Genomic DNA, 16,214 nt, shown 5'->3' with positions numbered 1-16,214 from the left:
AACAGAACACCAACGTTCTCACCTGCACGACCTTCGTCAAGCAGCTTACGGAACATTTCAACACCAGTACAGGTGGTTTTTACGGTGTCACGGATACCAACGATCTCGATTTCTTCACCAACTTTAACAACACCACGCTCAACACGGCCAGTTACTACTGTACCACGACCTGAGATAGAGAATACGTCTTCAATTGGCAGCAAGAATGGCTGATCAATTGCACGCTCTGGCTCAGGCAAGTATGAGTCAAGTGTCTCAACCAGCGTTTTAACAGCGGTTGTACCTAAACCGTTATCATCACGGCCTTCTAACGCCATCAATGCAGAACCAACGATGATCGGAGTGTCGTCGCCTGGGAAGTCGTATTCGCTCAACAGGTCACGTACTTCCATCTCAACCAACTCTAACAACTCTTCGTCGTCAACCATGTCGGCTTTGTTCAGGAATACAACAATGTACGGAACACCAACCTGACGAGACAGCAAGATGTGCTCACGAGTCTGTGGCATAGGGCCATCAGCTGCTGAACAAACAAGAATAGCGCCGTCCATCTGTGCAGCACCAGTAATCATGTTTTTAACGTAGTCAGCGTGACCTGGGCAGTCAACGTGCGCATAGTGACGCTCTGGTGAGTCGTACTCTACGTGTGACGTGCTAATGGTGATACCACGTGCTTTTTCTTCTGGTGCGTTATCGATCTGGTCGTAACCTTTCGACGCGCCTTCTCCACCCCAGATCTCATGACAAACACGAGTCAGTGCAGCTGTCAGTGTAGTCTTACCATGGTCAACGTGACCGATAGTACCAACGTTCAGGTGCGGTTTATTACGTTCAAATTTTTCCTTAGCCACGATATATTACCTCTTACTAAATGGGCTGGATCAACCTTTTTGGTTAACAATTGCATCGACAATATTCGCCGGCGCTTCTGAGTACTTAGAGAACTCCATGGAGTAGCTCGCACGACCTTGCGACATTGAGCGAACGTCGGTTGCATAACCAAACATCTCACCCAGTGGCACTTCAGCACGAATTACTTTTCCTGAAGGACTATCGTCCATACCTTGAATTAAGCCACGACGACGGTTCAGGTCACCCATCACATCACCCATGTAGTCTTCAGGTGTAACCACCTCGACCTTCATGACTGGCTCAAGCAGTACTGCGCCACCTTTTTGAGCGAGCTGCTTAGTTGCCATCGAAGCAGCGACTTTAAACGCCATTTCGTTTGAGTCAACATCATGGTAGGAACCATCAAACACTGTAGCTTTAAGACCGATGAGCGGATAGCCGGCAACAATACCGTTCTGCATCTGCTCTTCGATACCTTTCTGGATCGCTGGAATGTAATCTTTTGGAATCACACCACCAACAATCTCACTGGTAAACTCCAGACCTTCCTGACCTTCATCAGCAGGCGCGAAGCGTATCCAGCAGTGACCGAACTGACCGCGACCACCAGACTGACGGACAAACTTGCCTTCAATCTCACAGTTGTTACGGATCGTTTCACGATAAGCAACCTGCGGCTTACCAATATTTGCTTCAACGTTAAACTCACGCTTCATACGGTCAACCAGGATATCAAGGTGTAATTCACCCATACCCGAAATAATTGTTTGACCGGTTTCCTCATCAGTTTTAACGCGGAACGATGGGTCTTCTTGTGCCAATCGACCTAAAGCAATACCCATTTTTTCTTGGTCAGCTTTAGTTTTCGGCTCAACTGCGACCGAAATAACTGGCTCAGGGAACTCCATACGCTCAAGAATGATCGGATTATCCTGCGAGCACAAAGTATCCCCTGTGGTCACATCTTTCATACCGATCAATGCTGCGATATCACCCGCACGCACTTCTTTAATCTCTTGACGATCGTTAGCATGCATCTGCACCATACGACCGACACGTTCACGCTTTCCTTTCACCGAGTTCAATACTGAGTCACCTGAGGACAGGACACCTGAGTAAACACGAACAAAGGTCAAAGTACCCACGAATGGATCTGTAGCGATCTTAAATGACAGCGCCGCAAACGGACCATTGTCATCAGCCGGACGATCATCAACTTTCTCCTCATCATCAGGATGAACACCCTTGATGGCAGGAATATCAGTTGGTGCTGGCAAATAATCAATAACGGCGTCGAGCACTAATGGAACACCTTTATTTTTAAAGGAGGAACCACAAACTGCTGGAACAATTTCGTTAGCAATTGTACGAACACGCAAGCCTTCTTTGATTTCATCGATAGTCAGTTCCTCACCTTCGAGGTACTTATCCATCAACTCTTCACTTGACTCTGCAGCCGCCTCAACCATCAAAGAACGGTATTCTTCGGCATCAGCTAGCATTTCAGCTGGAATTTCTTCTTCGCGGTACGTCATACCCATGTCGCTGTCATCCCAGTAACGGGCTTTCATCGTCATGAGATCAATCTGACCCACAAAGTTTTCTTCTGAACCGATCGGCAATTGCAAAGCAACCGGAGTATGACCTAAACGCTGCTTGATCTGACCCAAAACTCGCTTAAAGTCTGCACCTTGACGGTCCAGCTTGTTTACGTAAACAACACGCGGAACACCGTATTTATTTGCTTGACGCCATACAGTCTCAGACTGAGGCTCAACACCAGACGAACCACAGAATACAACTACAGCACCATCCAATACACGCAGTGAACGCTCAACTTCAATTGTAAAGTCTACGTGACCTGGGGTATCAATAACGTTAATGCGGTACTTATCATACTGCTTAGTAGAACCTTCCCAGAAGGCTGTTACCGCAGCAGAAGTAATAGTAATTCCGCGCTCTTGCTCTTGCGCCATCCAGTCAGTGGTACTTGCACCATCATGGGTTTCACCCATTTTATGGTTTACACCTGTATAGAACAGGATACGCTCAGTTGTAGTGGTTTTACCCGCGTCAACGTGCGCACAGATACCAATGTTACGGTAGCGATTAATAGGGGTAGTACGAGCCAAAATTATTTCCTCGCTAAATTAAAAACGGTAATGCGAGAAAGCCTTGTTAGCTTCTGCCATGCGGTGAACATCTTCACGCTTTTTAACAGCTGAACCTTTACCTTCAGCTGCATCCATCAACTCGCCCGCTAAACGCAACGCCATTGATTTCTCACCACGCTTACGCGCAGCTTCAACCAACCAACGCATTGCTAATGCGTTACGACGTGAAGGACGAACTTCAACAGGAACCTGGTAGGTAGCACCACCTACACGACGAGACTTAACTTCGACCAGCGGAGCGATGGCGTCGAGTGCTTTCTCGAAGGTCTCCAATGGTTCACTGTTATTACGGCTTTTTACTGTTTCCAGCGCACCGTACACAATACGCTCGGCAACGGCTTTCTTACCGCTTTCCATAACGTGGTTCATAAATTTTGCAAGAATCTGACTTCCATAAATTGGATCATCCAGAATCTCACGTTTTGCAACAACGCGACGTCTTGGCATTGATAAGCCCTCAAACGGTCTTCAGGTTAGCTCGGGACTCAGTTACAGGCCCGACCTTACTCTTATCGACTCGAAATATTAATAAAAATTACTTAGGACGCTTCGCACCATACTTGGAGCGACCCTGTTTACGGTCTTTAACACCTGATGTGTCTAAAGCGCCGCGCACTGTGTGGTAACGAACACCTGGTAAGTCTTTTACTCGACCACCACGGATCAGAACAACACTGTGCTCTTGTAAGTTATGGCCTTCTCCACCGATATAGGAAGATACTTCATAGCCATTAGTTAGACGAACACGGCAAACTTTACGCAATGCTGAGTTCGGTTTTTTAGGTGTGGTGGTATATACACGAGTACATACGCCACGACGCTGTGGGCAGTTTTCTAACGCAGGCACGCCGCTTTTCTCGACGATGCGCTTGCGCGACTTACGCACCAGCTGGTTAATAGTTGCCATCTACAAGCTCCACTGTTGTCTTACGACATAAACAAAGTGACGGGGTCTTACAATCCCGTCAAATTTAGGGGTACAAGAGTCTAGTTAGAGTCTTGCACCCCGTCAAGGCTAATTATCAATGCAAACGCATTAATTTTTAGCTTTTTACTCTTTTAAGTTGAGAGCTTCACTTAATGCAGCCTCAACATCACTGGCACTCACACCTTGCGGGGACTCAATTGCACGCTTACGTTTACGCTCAGCGTGGTATGCAAGTCCAGTACCTGCTGGAATTAATCGTCCAACAACTACGTTTTCTTTCAGGCCGCGCAAGTAGTCACGCTTACCAGTTACTGCAGCTTCAGTCAGGACACGAGTTGTTTCCTGGAAAGATGCTGCAGAAATGAATGACTCTGTTGACAAGGATGCCTTAGTAATACCAAGCAAAACACGCTCGTACTTAGCAGGGAAACGATCTTGGGCAGCCAATCTTTCGTTTTCTTCCAGTACATGATTGTACTCAGCTTGATCACCCTTAATAAAGGATGAGTCACCAGACTCCGTGATCTCAACTTTACGCAACATTTGACGCAAAATCGTTTCAATGTGCTTATCGTTGATTTTCACACCCTGTAAACGGTAAACCTCTTGAATCTCAGTCACAATGTAACGCGCTAAAGCACTTACACCAAGTAGACGCAAGATATCATGCGGGTTGCTTGGACCGTCAGAAATAACTTCCCCACGGTTAACCTGCTCCCCCTCAAACACGTTCAAGTGACGCCATTTGTGAATCAGTTCTTCATATGGCTCGCTGCCATCAGTTGGAGTAATCACTAAACGACGCTTACCTTTAGTCTCCTTACCAAAGGAGATAGTTCCGCTCACCTCAGCAAGGATCGCAGCTTCTTTCGGGCGACGCGCTTCAAACAAGTCGGCAACGCGTGGCAAACCACCCGTAATATCTCGAGTTTTTGAAGTCTCTTGCGGAATACGTGCAACAACATCACCAATGTTGATACGCGCACCGTCATTTAAGTTCACTAACGCATGCGGCGGCAAGAAGTACTGTGCAACAACGTCAGTACCAGGTAAGAATAAGTCCTCACCATTATCATCAACTAACTTAATCGCAGGGCGAATATCTTTACCAGCTGCCGGGCGGTCTTGCGGATCCATTACTTCAATATTACTTAAACCGGTCAGCTCATCCGTCTGACGCTTAATAGTAATACCAGCTTCCATACCAACGAACTGTACAACACCAGTTGTCTCAGTAACGATTGGGTGTGTATGCGGATCCCACTTAGCAACCACCGCTCCAGCATCGACTACATCACCTTCTTGCACTGAAATAACAGCACCATAAGGGAGTTTATAGCGCTCACGCTCACGACCAAATTCATCAGCAATAGCTAACTCACCGGAACGCGATACAGCAACTAAACTACCATCGGCACGGTCTACATGCTTCAAGTTAAGCAGACGAACGGTACCACCATTCTTCACTTGGACACTATCAGCAGCAGAAGTACGACTTGCCGCACCACCAATGTGGAACGTACGCATCGTTAACTGAGTACCTGGCTCACCAATAGACTGTGCAGCAATAACCCCTACAGCCTCGCCCTGGTTCACTTCATGGCCTCGTGCTAGGTCACGACCATAGCACTTCGCGCAAATACCGTGACGGGTCTCACAAGTAATCGGCGAGCGTACAATAACTTCATCAATACTATTGACCTCAATGAAATCAACCCAACGCTCGTCAATGAGCGTATCCATTGGGATCAATACCTCATCGCTGCCTGGTTTAATTACATCTTGGGCAATTACACGCCCCAGTACACGGTCACCCAGTGGCTCAACAACATCACCACCTTCAATATGTGGAGTTAAGACGAGCCCCTCTTCCGTGCCACAGTCAACCTCGGTCACAACCAAATCTTGAGCAACATCAACCAAGCGACGTGTTAAATAACCGGAGTTTGCAGTCTTCAATGCGGTATCAGCAAGACCTTTACGCGCACCGTGCGTCGAAATAAAGTACTGAAGTACGTTCAAACCTTCACGGAAGTTTGCAGTAATTGGCGTCTCAATAATGGAGCCATCTGGCTTAGCCATCAAACCTCGCATACCTGCTAGCTGACGAATCTGTGCTGCAGAACCTCGAGCACCGGAGTCAGCCATCATATACATGGAGTTAAACGACTCCTGACTAACAGTTTCACCCTCGCGGTTAACCACTGGTTCTGTCGACAAGTTCGCCATCATCGCTTTCGAGACTTCATCGTTTGCTTTTGACCACAAGTCGATGACTTTGTTGTACTTCTCACCTTGAGTTACAAGACCAGAAGCATACTGCTTTTCGATCTCTTTCACTTCCTCGATCGCACGATCAATGATCGTGGCTTTTTCTTCTGGAATAACAAAATCGTTTACACCGATTGAAACCCCAGAGATGGTTGAGAATGCAAAACCGCTGTACATCAACTGGTCAGCAAAGATCACCGTCTCTTTCAAGCCGACAACGCGGTAACACTGGTTGATTAAGTTCGAAATCGCCTTCTTCTTCATTGGTTGGTTAACCAATGAGAATGGCAAGCCTTCAGGAACAATTTGGAACAATAACGCGCGACCAACTGTAGTATCAACAATGCTAGTATTGTGCGTCACGCTACCATCGGTACTGTTAACCGTTTCGCTGATACGCACTTTCACTTTGGCATGCAGATGTGCATCACCAGAGCGATAAACACGGTCAACCTCTTGGAGGTCAGCAAAAATGCGACCCTCTCCTTTCACGTTGACCGCTTCACGGGTCATGTAGTACAAACCAAGAACAACGTCTTGCGAAGGTACAATAATCGGCTCACCGTTTGCTGGTGACAGAATATTGTTAGTCGACATCATTAAAGCACGCGACTCAAGCTGAGCCTCAAGTGTCAACGGTACGTGTACAGCCATTTGGTCACCGTCAAAGTCAGCGTTATACGCCGCACATACTAACGGATGAAGCTGAATGGCTTTACCTTCAATTAATACCGGCTCAAATGCCTGAATACCTAAACGGTGCAACGTTGGTGCACGGTTTAATAAGACTGGGTGCTCACGAATCACATCCGCTAAAACGTCCCAAACCTCTGGCAATTCACGCTCAACCATCTTCTTCGCTGCTTTAATGGTTGTTGCTAAACCACGCTGCTCAAGCTTGCCGAAAATAAACGGCTTAAATAGCTCCAGTGCCATTTTCTTTGGCAGACCACACTGATGCAGACGCAAAGCTGGACCTACAACAATCACAGAACGGCCAGAGTAGTCAACGCGCTTACCCAGCAGGTTTTGACGGAAACGACCCTGCTTACCCTTGATCATATCAGCCAAGGATTTCAATGGACGCTTATTACTGCCAGTAATAGCACGGCCGCGACGGCCGTTATCCAGTAAAGCATCCACAGATTCCTGCAACATACGCTTTTCGTTACGTACGATGATGTCAGGTGCAGAAAGCTCTAATAAACGCTTCAGACGATTGTTACGGTTAATTACACGACGATACAGATCGTTTAGATCTGATGTTGCAAAGCGACCACCATCTAACGGCACCAACGGACGCAAGTCTGGTGGCAGTACTGGCAATACGCTTAGCACCATCCATTCAGGCTTGTTACCTGAGCCGTGAAATGCTTCCATCAGTTTCAAACGCTTCGAAAGCTTTTTAATCTTAGTTTCGGAATTGGTCTGCGGAATTTCCTCACGTAATGCATTGATCTCATACTCAAGATCGATGTCCATGAGCAATTCGCGAACAGCTTCAGCACCCATGCGAGCGTCAAAGTCATCACCAAACTCTTCCAAGGCTTCAAAGTACTGCTCATCATTCAGCAGCTGACCTTTTTCAAGCGTCGTCATTCCTGGGTTGATCACTACATAGCTTTCAAAATACAACACGCGCTCAATATCACGCAGAGTCATATCCAATAGCAAACCAATACGGCTTGGTAGTGATTTTAAAAACCAAATGTGCGCACAAGGTGATGCCAGCTCAATATGAGCCATACGCTCACGGCGTACTTTAGAGAGCGCAACCTCTACGCCACACTTCTCACAAATCACACCTCGGTGCTTGAGACGCTTGTACTTACCACACAGGCATTCATAGTCTTTAACTGGACCAAAAATTTTGGCACAGAATAGCCCATCACGCTCAGGTTTAAACGTGCGGTAGTTAATGGTCTCTGGCTTTTTTACTTCACCAAAGGACCAAGAGCGAATCATTTCTGGAGAGGCGAGCGTAATTTTAATCGCATCGAACTCTTCAGTTTGGCTCTGGTTTTTTAATAAATTTAATAAATCTTTCAAGGCCTTTCCTCCGGACGGAGCTGGGAGCGGGTATTTCTACACCGCTCCTAATATGCACGCGTGTTAAACGGTTTCCAGTTCGATATCGATACCGAGCGAACGAATCTCTTTGATCAATACGTTGAAGGACTCTGGCATACCAGGCTCCATACGATGATCTCCGTCTACAATGTTTTTATACATCTTAGTCCGGCCGTTCACGTCATCCGATTTCACGGTCAACATTTCTTGCAGAGTATATGCAGCACCGTATGCTTCCAGTGCCCATACCTCCATCTCACCAAAGCGCTGTCCACCGAACTGTGCTTTACCGCCCAGAGGCTGCTGAGTCACTAGGCTGTATGAACCCGTAGAACGCGCGTGCATCTTATCGTCAACCAAGTGGTTCAACTTCAAGATGTACATGTAACCCACAGTTACAGGTCGATCAAACGCATTACCGGTACGGCCATCATACAACGTCATCTGGCCACTTTCTGGTAGATCAGCAAGCTTAAGCATTGCTTTAATTTCTGGTTCTTCAGCACCGTCAAACACAGGGGTTGCCATTGGCACGCCGCCACGCAAGTTGTTCGCCAGTTCGAGAATTTCTTCATCGTTGAGACTATCAAGATCTACGCGATCTTCTTCAGCACCACCAATCTCGTTGTAAATCTTATGTAAAAACTCACGCAGCTCAGTAACTTTACGTTGCTCTTCCAACATCAAGTTGATCTTTTCACCCAAACCTTTGGCCGCTAGACCTAAGTGTGTTTCAAGAATCTGACCTACGTTCATTCGCGAAGGAACACCGAGAGGGTTTAGTACGATATCAACAGGCACACCATCAGCATCATGCGGCATATCTTCAACCGGCATAATCACCGAAACCACACCTTTGTTACCGTGACGTCCTGCCATCTTATCACCTGGCTGGATGCGACGTTTAATTGCTAAGTAAACCTTAACAATTTTCTGCACACCCGGAGCTAAGTCATCACCCTGTTGCAGCTTACGTTTTTTATCTTCGAATTTCTCATCAAGTAACTTACGACGATCAATCAGGTAAGCCTGAGCTTTCTCTAGCTGCTCGTTTAGCGCATCATCCGCCATACGTAGCTTGAACCACTGACCATGCTCGATCCCATCAAGAATCTCGTGTGTCAGTTCAGTGCCTTTCTTAACGCCAGCCCCACCTTCTGCTGTTGCACCTACTAAATGCTTGCGCAGACGCTCAAAGGTTGCACCTTCGACAATGCGCAGCTCTTCGTTGAGGTCTTTACGGATCTCATCTAACTGTGCTTTTTCAATGGACAAAGCACGAGAATCACGCTCAACACCATCACGAGTAAAGACTTGTACATCAATGATGGTACCTTTTGTACCCGTTGGCACGCGCAATGAAGTATCTTTTACGTCAGAGGCTTTCTCACCGAAAATTGCACGCAAAAGTTTCTCTTCAGGGGTCAGCTGAGTTTCACCTTTTGGCGTCACCTTACCAACTAAGATATCTCCTGCTTCTACTTCAGCACCTACATAAACGATACCAGCTTCATCCAACTTGTTCAGTGCTGCCTCACCCACATTAGGAATATCCGAAGTAATTTCTTCTGGACCTAACTTGGTGTCACGTGAAACACAGGTCAACTCTTGAATATGAATTGTGGTGTAACGATCTTCTTCAGCTACACGCTCAGACAGCAAAATGGAGTCTTCAAAGTTATAACCATTCCACGGCATAAATGCCACGCGCATGTTCTGACCTAAAGCCAACTCACCCATATCGGTGGATGGTCCATCGGCCATAATATCACCACGCGATACCTTTTCACCCTTACGCACCAATGGACGTTGATTAATACAGGTATTCTGGTTCGAACGGGTATATTTTGTCAGGTTGTAAATATCTACACCTGCCTCACCCGCGTCGACTTCATCATCATTAACACGTACAACAATACGGCTAGCATCAACAGACTCAATCACGCCGCCTCGACGTGCAACTTCACACACACCTGAGTCCCGCGCAACGTTACGCTCCATACCTGTACCAACTAATGGCTTATCAGCACGCAATGTTGGCACCGCTTGACGTTGCATGTTCGAACCCATCAAGGCTCGGTTAGCATCGTCATGCTCTAAGAACGGAATCAATGAAGCTGCAACAGATACAACTTGTTTCGGTGACACATCCATTAAAGTCACCTCTTCAGGCGCCTTAACAGTGGTTTCATTCATATGACGAACGGTAACCAACTCATCAGTCAAAACGTTGTCTTCGCTCATACTTGCCGAAGCCTGAGCAACAACATGATCTGTCTCTTCAATGGCTGATAAGAACACAACCTCATCAGTCACTTTACCTTCTTTAACAATACGGTACGGGGTTTCCAAGAAACCGTAGCTGTTTGTACGCGCATAAGTTGCTAAAGAGTTAATCAAACCAATGTTTGGACCTTCTGGTGTCTCTACCGGACATACACGACCGTAGTGGGTTGGGTGTACGTCACGCACTTCAAAGCCTGCACGCTCACGTGTTAGACCACCTGGACCAAGAGCTGAGACGCGACGCTTATGTGTCACTTCAGACAGCGGGTTGTTTTGATCCATAAACTGAGACAACTGGCTCGAACCAAAGAACTCTTTAACCGCTGCCGCCACTGGCTTAGCGTTAATTAAGTCTTGTGGCATCAAGCCTTCACTTTCAGCCATAGATAGACGTTCTTTAACTGCACGCTCAACACGTACTAAACCAACACGGAATTGGTTTTCGGCCATTTCACCAACGCAGCGTACACGACGGTTTCCGAGGTGGTCGATATCATCAACAACACCGTGACCGTTACGAATATCTACGATAGTCTTTAGAACATCAACAATGTCTTCTTTGCTCAGTACGCCTTCGCCTAAAATTTCCTTACGACCAATACGGCGGTTGAACTTCATACGTCCAACAGCAGATAAGTCATAACGCTCTGAAGTAAAGAACAAGTTTTTGAACAAGTTTTCAGCTGCATCCTTAGTTGGTGGCTCACCAGGACGCATCATGCGGTAAATCTCAACCAACGCTTCCAACTGATTCGTAGTGCTATCAATTTTCAGAGTATCTGAAATAAACGGACCGCAATCGATATCGTTTGTGTAAAGCGCTTCAATCTGGACAACTTGTGCGTCAACAACAGTTTGCAGCATTTCTGCCGTCAGCTCTGTATTACACTCAACTAAGATCTCACCCGTTGCAGGATGAACGATTGGCTTAGCTGTAGTCACACCAACAATGTACTCAGTCGGTACTACCAGTTTAGTAATACCTGCTTTCTCCAACTGTCGAATATGACGTGAAGTAATACGGCGACCTTCTTCAACGATAACTTTGTCTTGATCGTCTTTAATATCAAAGGTAGCAATTTCACCACGCAAACGCTGTGGTACTAACTCAAGACTAACTTCATCGGCAGAAACGTGGAACACGTTTGTTGCATAGAACTCTGCAAGGATTTCTTCCGTTGTATAGCCCAGCGCACGCAAGAGAACTGACGCAGGCAGTTTACGGCGACGGTCAATACGTACAAACACGCAGTCTTTCGGGTCAAACTCAAAATCGAGCCATGAGCCACGGTAAGGAATAACGCGAGCAGAATAGAGTAACTTACCTGAGCTATGAGTCTTACCACGATCGTGGTCAAAGAACACACCCGGTGAGCGGTGCAACTGTGAAACAATTACACGCTCAGTACCATTAATTACAAAGGTACCGTTTTCAGTCATTAATGGGATTTCACCCATATAAACTTCTTGCTCTTTAATATCTTTAATCGCTTTGCTTGAAGACTCACGATCAAAAATAATTAAGCGTACTTTTACACGCAATGGGACCGCATAAGTCACACCACGTAAAGAACATTCTTTAACATCAAAAGCGGGCTCGCCTAAGCGATACCCTACGTACTCAAGCGCTGCGTTGCCTGAGTAACTAATAATCGGGAATACCGATTTAAAGGCTGCGTGCAGGCCAATATCACGGAACTGCTCCTTGCTCACGCCAGTCTGCAGAAATTCACGATAAGAATCTAATTGGATTGCCAGCAAATACGGCACATCCATAACATCCTGCAGCTTGCTAAAGTCCTTGCGGATACGTTTTTTCTCAGTATATGAGTAAGCCATCAGCGTTCCCCAGCTTGGTAACCTGCCTGTTGGATACTTCCGGCGGAAATATCCAGTAAATCGTGCAAATATTTATTTTTCAGTTTGCTCAAGAGTTCTGCTTTTGCATCTACTCAATGATGAGCTATAACAGAAAAAGGCCGGTGACATTAGTCACCAGCCATCAGCCTTTTGCCCAGGCTGTTTCTATGCTGCATCAAGCTTATTTAAGCTCGACAGTAGCACCTGCATCTTCCAGGATTTTCTTAGCAGCTTCAGCATCATCTTTAGAAAGATCTTCTTTAACAACGCTTGGTGCACCATCAACAACTGCTTTAGCTTCTTTCAAGCCTAGACCTGTGATTTCACGTACTGCTTTAATAGCGTTAACTTTCTTGTCACCTGCTGAAACCAGCATTAAAGTGAACTCAGTTTGCTCTTCAGCGGCAGCAGCGGCAGGACCAGCAGCAGCTACAGTAGCAGCAGCAGCGGTTACACCGAACTTTTCTTCCATAGCAGAGATCAGTTCAACGATTTGCATTACTGACATTTCTGATACGGCGTTTAGGATATCTTCGTTAGTAAGAGCCATGACTCTATGCTTCCTATATTGGAGATGACTTAAAAACTAAGCCACCAAAATCAAATTTGTGTATAAAGAAACGAGCCTTAAGCGGCTTCTGCTTCTTTCTGATCGCGAACGGCTGCCAGAGTGCGTGCCAGTTTGCTGGTTGCACCTTGCATAACGCTCATCAACTGAGATACAGCTTCGTCGAAGGTTGGCAGTGTTGCCAATACATCGATTTGCTCGGCTGCAATCAAGTTGCCTTCAAAAGCGGCTGCTTTGATCTCGAACGCATCCTGACCTTTAGCGAACTCTTTGAAAATACGAGCAGCAGCGCCCGGATGTTCGTTAGAGAAAGCAATTAAGGTCGGGCCAGTGAACACGTCGTTCAGAACATCATACTGAGTTCCTTCAACGGCGCGACGCAGTAATGTGTTACGTACTACACGTACATATACACCTGCCTCACGAGCCTCTTTACGGAGTCCGGTCATTGCGCCTACTGTCACGCCACGGGCATCAGCCACAACAGCGGAAAGGGCAGCTTGGGCAGCCTCGTTGACTTCAGCGACTATAGCTTTCTTGTCTTCGAGTCTAATTGCCACGGGTTTTACTCCTGCTTATTTCATTTCACTCAGTATACTGAGCGTTGTTTGGTGTCTGATTCAACAAAGAATCGGGAGCACCATCTACGTAGGCCAATATGTGCAACACATATCACTTAAGGCTTACGCCACCTACGGTCTTTGACGGCCCCCGCTAAGCAGGGACCCCAAAAAATACGAAGCTTATTTTGCTTCGATTAGGCTCGACTGATCGATAATCAGACCAGGACCCATTGTACTGCTCAGTGTCACACGTTTAATGTAAACACCTTTAGATGATGCTGGCTTCAAACGACGTAACTCAGCTAGTAACGCTTCAGCGTTCTGCTTCAGTTTCGCCGGTTCAAAATCAACCTGACCGATTGCAGCGTGGATAATACCGTTCTTATCAGTACGGAAACGTGCCTGACCTGCTTTAGCATTGTTGACTGCTGTTGCAACATCAGGAGTTACAGTGCCAACTTTAGGGTTCGGCATCAGACCACGCGGACCTAAAACCTGACCTAGCTGACCTACAACGCGCATTGCGTCCGGTGCAGCGATAACAACGTCATAATTCAGGTCACCGGCTTTCATTTCAGCAGCCAGATCATCCATACCAACTTTATCTGCACCTGCAGCCACTGCAGCTTCTGCCGCTGGACCTTGCGCAAAAACAGCTACGCGAACAGTTTTACCTGTTCCGTTAGGCATAACAGTTGCACCACGTACAACTTGATCAGATTTACGCGGATCAACACCTAGGTTAATCGCGATATCAACTGACTCTTTAAACTTAGTTGTGGACAGCTCGCTTAGTAGGCTTGCCGCCTCTTCAAAAGCATAATGCTTACCGTGCTCAACTTTTGCAGCAATAGCCTGCTTGCGCTTTGAAAGCTTAGCCATTATACGCCCTCCACATTCAAGCCCATGCTGCGCGCAGAGCCAGCGATGGTACGTACAGCCGCTTCAAGTTCAGCCGCAGTCAAGTCAGCTTCTTTTGTTTTAGCAATTTCTTCTAACTGTGCACGCGTTACAGTACCCACTTTCTGAGTATTTGGACGCGCAGAACCATTAGCTACACCTGCAGCTTTTTTCAACAAGAAAGAAGCTGGGGTACTTTTTGTTTCAAAAGTAAAGCTACGGTCGCTGTACACAGTAATAATTACTGGTGTTGGCAAACCAGGTTCAACACCTTGGGTTTTTGCGTTAAACGCCTTACAAAACTCCATAATATTCACACCATGCTGACCTAATGCAGGACCAACTGGTGGTGAAGGGTTCGCCTGACCGGCTTTTACTTGCAGCTTAATATAAGCTTGAATCTTTTTAGCCATGATTCGCTCCAAAATGGGTATAACGCCTTACGGCTTCCCAGTGATTAATACACAGTCCTTTGACAAAAAAACCCCGCAACAACAAGCTGCAGGGTAATGTCCATATTTTTTGTCAGATTTTTTCTACCTGACTGAACTCCAACTCAACTGGAGTTGAACGCCCAAAAATTAGAACAGCCACTTGTACGCGACTCTTCTCATAATTCACTTCTTCAACAACACCGTTAAAATCTGCAAATGGACCGTCGATAACACGAACAGTCTCACCCGGTTCAAACAGTGTTCTTGGACGTGGCTTATCACCACTATCTTCGACTCGACGCAATATTGCATCAGCTTCTTTCTCGGTGATTGGTGCAGGCTTATCTGCAGTACCACCAATAAAGCCGAGAACTCGCGGCGTATCCTTAATCAAGTGCCAAGCTGCTTCAGACATCTCTACCTGAACAAGCACATAACCTGGAAAAAATTTACGTTCGCTTTTACGTTTTTGACCGTTTCTCATTTCTACAACTTCTTCAGTTGGAACGAGAACATCTCCAAACTCTTCTTCCATACCAGCGAACTTAATACGCTCAATCAAATGGCGCATTACTTGTTTTTCATAGCCTGAATAGGCGTGCACGACATACCAACGCTTAGCCACGGAGCACCCTTAACCTACAATCATTGAGACAAGCCACCCAAGGAGCGTGTCGAGCCCCCAAAGCAAGAGCGCCATTACCAAAACAACCACAACTACAATCAATGTAGTCTGCGTAGTTTCTTGTCTATTTGGCCAAACAACTTTTCGTATTTCAGCACGAGATTCTTTTGCTAAAGTAAGGAAAGCCTGACCTTTTGCTGTTTTCGAAGCAATAAAAAAAGCTACTGCTGCCAAAACAACCAGCCCTAGGACACGATACAGAATTGATTCAGCGGCAAAATATTGATTACCCACCACACCAACTGCGATGAGCGCGACAACCAATAACCACTTAACAGAATCTAGACGATTTTCCTTGGATTCAGTTTTTGCATTCATTACTTAGAATCCTAAATTGAAATGCCAACTATTGGGAAGTTGGCAGGCCAGGAGGGAATCGAACCCCCAACCTACGGTTTTGGAGACCGTTGCTCTGCCAATTGAGCTACTGGCCTAGATCATTGCTAGGCCGGCTATACTACCGACCCAGCAAAGAAAGGTCAAGTGTTACGCAATAATTTTTGAAACAACACCAGCACCTACGGTACGGCCACCTTCACGAATCGCGAAGCGTAAACCATCTTCCATAGCGATTGGCGCAATCAGGGTAACGTCAAGTTTAACGTTATCACCTGGCATTACCA

General features: G+C 46.4%; 13 protein-coding genes and 1 tRNA gene. All 14 read right to left on the bottom strand.

The features are described 5' to 3' along the window. Nucleotides 1–851, bottom strand: an 851-nt coding sequence (locus TOI97_RS12795; protein WP_321554525.1) for an elongation factor Tu, incomplete at its 3' end; no start/stop codon positions are given. A gap of 30 nt (nt 852–881) precedes the next feature. Further along, nucleotides 882–2,984, bottom strand: a complete 2,103-nt coding sequence (gene fusA, locus TOI97_RS12790; protein ID WP_321554524.1) for an elongation factor G — start codon at nt 2,982–2,984, stop codon at nt 882–884. A gap of 18 nt (nt 2,985–3,002) precedes the next feature. Further along, complete coding sequence (gene rpsG, locus TOI97_RS12785) at nt 3,003–3,473, bottom strand: 30S ribosomal protein S7 (protein WP_321554523.1); 471 nt, start codon at nt 3,471–3,473, stop codon at nt 3,003–3,005. An 88-nt stretch (nt 3,474–3,561) separates the two neighbouring features. After that, nucleotides 3,562–3,933: a 30S ribosomal protein S12 gene (gene rpsL, locus TOI97_RS12780; protein ID WP_321554522.1), complete on the bottom strand. Its 372-nt coding sequence runs from the start codon at nt 3,931–3,933 to the stop codon at nt 3,562–3,564. Nucleotides 3,934–4,077: 144 nt separating this feature from the next. Then, the gene (rpoC, locus tag TOI97_RS12775; RefSeq protein WP_321554521.1) at nt 4,078–8,274 is read right to left on the bottom strand and encodes a DNA-directed RNA polymerase subunit beta'; all 4,197 of its coding nucleotides are present in this window, start codon (nt 8,272–8,274) and stop codon (nt 4,078–4,080) included. A 63-nt stretch (nt 8,275–8,337) separates the two neighbouring features. Next, nucleotides 8,338–12,420, bottom strand: coding sequence for a DNA-directed RNA polymerase subunit beta (gene rpoB, locus TOI97_RS12770; protein ID WP_321554520.1), 4,083 nt, complete (start codon nt 12,418–12,420; stop codon nt 8,338–8,340). A gap of 202 nt (nt 12,421–12,622) precedes the next feature. Further along, nucleotides 12,623–12,991 (bottom strand): 50S ribosomal protein L7/L12, encoded by a 369-nt coding sequence (gene rplL, locus TOI97_RS12765; RefSeq protein ID WP_321554519.1) that lies wholly within the window; start codon nt 12,989–12,991, stop codon nt 12,623–12,625. Between the two features lie 77 nt (nt 12,992–13,068). Next, nucleotides 13,069–13,569, bottom strand: coding sequence for a 50S ribosomal protein L10 (gene rplJ, locus TOI97_RS12760; RefSeq protein ID WP_321554518.1), 501 nt, complete (start codon nt 13,567–13,569; stop codon nt 13,069–13,071). Nucleotides 13,570–13,752: 183 nt separating this feature from the next. Continuing rightward, complete coding sequence (gene rplA / locus TOI97_RS12755; protein WP_321554517.1) at nt 13,753–14,454, bottom strand: 50S ribosomal protein L1; 702 nt, start codon at nt 14,452–14,454, stop codon at nt 13,753–13,755. Further along, nucleotides 14,454–14,885 carry a 50S ribosomal protein L11 gene (rplK, locus tag TOI97_RS12750; RefSeq protein WP_321554516.1) on the bottom strand — a complete coding sequence of 144 codons (432 nt, stop codon included), beginning with the start codon at nt 14,883–14,885 and terminating at the stop codon, nt 14,454–14,456. Before rplK ends, rplA begins: the two co-directional genes overlap by 1 nt. A 112-nt stretch (nt 14,886–14,997) precedes the next feature. Continuing rightward, nucleotides 14,998–15,531, bottom strand: coding sequence for a transcription termination/antitermination protein NusG (gene nusG / locus TOI97_RS12745; RefSeq protein ID WP_321554515.1), 534 nt, complete (start codon nt 15,529–15,531; stop codon nt 14,998–15,000). Nucleotides 15,532–15,540: 9 nt separating this feature from the next. Continuing rightward, on the bottom strand, nt 15,541–15,909 hold the full coding sequence (gene secE / locus TOI97_RS12740) for a preprotein translocase subunit SecE (protein ID WP_321554514.1): 369 nt from the start codon (nt 15,907–15,909) through the stop codon (nt 15,541–15,543). Between the two features lie 40 nt (nt 15,910–15,949). Continuing rightward, a tRNA-Trp gene (locus TOI97_RS12735) sits at nt 15,950–16,025 on the bottom strand. Between the two features lie 52 nt (nt 16,026–16,077). Next, on the bottom strand, nt 16,078–16,214 hold a 137-nt coding region (locus TOI97_RS12730), incomplete at its 5' end, for an EF-Tu C-terminal domain-related protein (protein ID WP_456077548.1).

Origin of the sequence: Denitrificimonas halotolerans, from assembly GCF_034259425.1 — a bacterium.
GTDB classification, from domain to species: domain Bacteria; phylum Pseudomonadota; class Gammaproteobacteria; order Pseudomonadales; family Pseudomonadaceae; genus Denitrificimonas; species Denitrificimonas halotolerans.
The sequence above is the reverse complement of the archived record's forward strand: the minus strand, read 5'-3'. Positions and strand labels throughout refer to the sequence as shown.

Coding starts and splice junctions, on each gene's coding strand:
- rpoB (WP_321554520.1), bottom strand. CDS start 12,420: ATGGCTTACTCATATACTGAGAAAAAACGTATCCGCAAGGACTTTAGC.
- rpsG (WP_321554523.1), bottom strand. CDS start 3,473: ATGCCAAGACGTCGCGTTGTTGCAAAACGTGAGATTCTGGATGATCCA.
- rplK (WP_321554516.1), bottom strand. CDS start 14,885: ATGGCTAAAAAGATTCAAGCTTATATTAAGCTGCAAGTAAAAGCCGGT.
- secE (WP_321554514.1), bottom strand. CDS start 15,909: ATGAATGCAAAAACTGAATCCAAGGAAAATCGTCTAGATTCTGTTAAG.
- rplA (WP_321554517.1), bottom strand. CDS start 14,454: ATGGCTAAGCTTTCAAAGCGCAAGCAGGCTATTGCTGCAAAAGTTGAG.
- rplL (WP_321554519.1), bottom strand. CDS start 12,991: ATGGCTCTTACTAACGAAGATATCCTAAACGCCGTATCAGAAATGTCA.
- rpsL (WP_321554522.1), bottom strand. CDS start 3,933: ATGGCAACTATTAACCAGCTGGTGCGTAAGTCGCGCAAGCGCATCGTC.